The sequence below is a fragment of the Clostridium sp. genome, from assembly GCF_051650885.1.
In the GTDB taxonomy this organism is placed as follows: domain Bacteria; phylum Bacillota; class Clostridia; order Clostridiales; family Clostridiaceae; genus Clostridium.
Genome location: NZ_JBOFRG010000233.1, coordinates 1 through 1,276 on the forward strand (window position 1 = coordinate 1; position 1,276 = coordinate 1,276).

The 1,276-nt window shown below is 34.7% G+C and carries 2 protein-coding genes; both read right to left on the reverse strand.

Features of this window, described 5'->3' with window-relative positions:
- Positions 1-580 precede the first annotated feature (580 nt).
- The gene (locus tag ACRC28_RS11005) at positions 581-775 is read right to left on the reverse strand and encodes a glycosyltransferase family 92 protein (RefSeq protein ID WP_438543495.1); all 195 of its coding nucleotides are present in this window, start codon (positions 773-775) and stop codon (positions 581-583) included.
- Between the two features lie 239 nt (positions 776-1,014).
- A partial coding sequence (locus ACRC28_RS11010; RefSeq protein ID WP_438543496.1) for a hypothetical protein occupies positions 1,015-1,276 on the reverse strand: 262 nt, incomplete at its 5' end.

Genomic DNA, 1,276 nt, shown 5'->3' on the forward strand with positions numbered 1-1,276 from the left:
AACACTTTTTAAACACCACCTATGTACATTCATAAGCAATATATAAACAAATACTTTATAACACACAATAGCACATTATAACGAAGTTGGAAGCACATATGGATATGTCTAAAGTGTTGCATTTGTAAACATCTATAACTGCTGTATAAACATAATTATAAGGTAGTTATGATCACATAAAGATACACTGTACTTCAAGTAGTAATAAAATTTATGAACCATTTTAAACGCCTATGAATGAAATCTAATTGTTAAATCGAGTAATAAATACTTTGTTACACAATAAAATTGTTCCTTTAATTAGTTATTCATAAATTTACTTATTCATGTAATTATTTTAACATTTCATTCCTCTGAAAAGGAGATCTAAAGTAATGCTTTATTAATGTTTACAAATTCTTATAAAATGTTAAAAACTATTAAGCACTTCAAGAGCGTGGGATCCGAGACTGTATTTCATACAGCCAGTGTACAAGAACTCGATAAAGTACTTCATTTGATACAAGGCATCATTTCCCAGAGGTCGATTTATCAAAAGACATTTGTCTCATTTCTTGAGTCTACTCTCATAAAGAAAGTGCTACCTGTTGACTGACTGGGGCAGTATGAGCTCGTCTGTGTCATGCAGGGCCACGTATCTGGATTGGTACATGTATCTGTAAATACAGTCATTGAGAGCAGGGATCTGGCCGTAGTAGTGGATGTCACCTGGACTGACATCAGGCTTCCAGCTTCGAGATACACGCAGAAATCTGGACATAGACCAAGGAATCACCTCTACTAAACCTGAGAAGGAGACATTGAAAGGATTAGATTAGAAGGACACGTGTTAGCAGCCAAGAGGTTTTAGTTTAGCATTTTTGTTACATTCTGGGAAATGACTTGACTTGTTTTATATAAATTATAATCTTTAAGATTTTCATGAAATCAAACCTGTTTTAATGCTATTTACTAGCATTTTTCAGCAATAGCCATTCAGTGTATTTAAATTCAGTAATATAGTCGTTTTCTTTGTTACACTGAGTCTGCCATTTCCGCGCTGGGATCAAATTGTTTATCCTGCTGCTGTGTGGAGAACCACTTGTGGTGTGTACAACATGAAATCACGATGGAAGGCATGATGGAAAAAGGCAGATTATTGACTGACGTCTTTAATGAAACAACATGAGTTTGAGCTGTAAACAGATGCAAAAGTTGCTCTTCTGTTTTTCTGACAAAGTAGCTGCAGAGAGAGTGTAGAGTGTTTAGAAAAATAAAGGTCTGACCAGGGTTGACT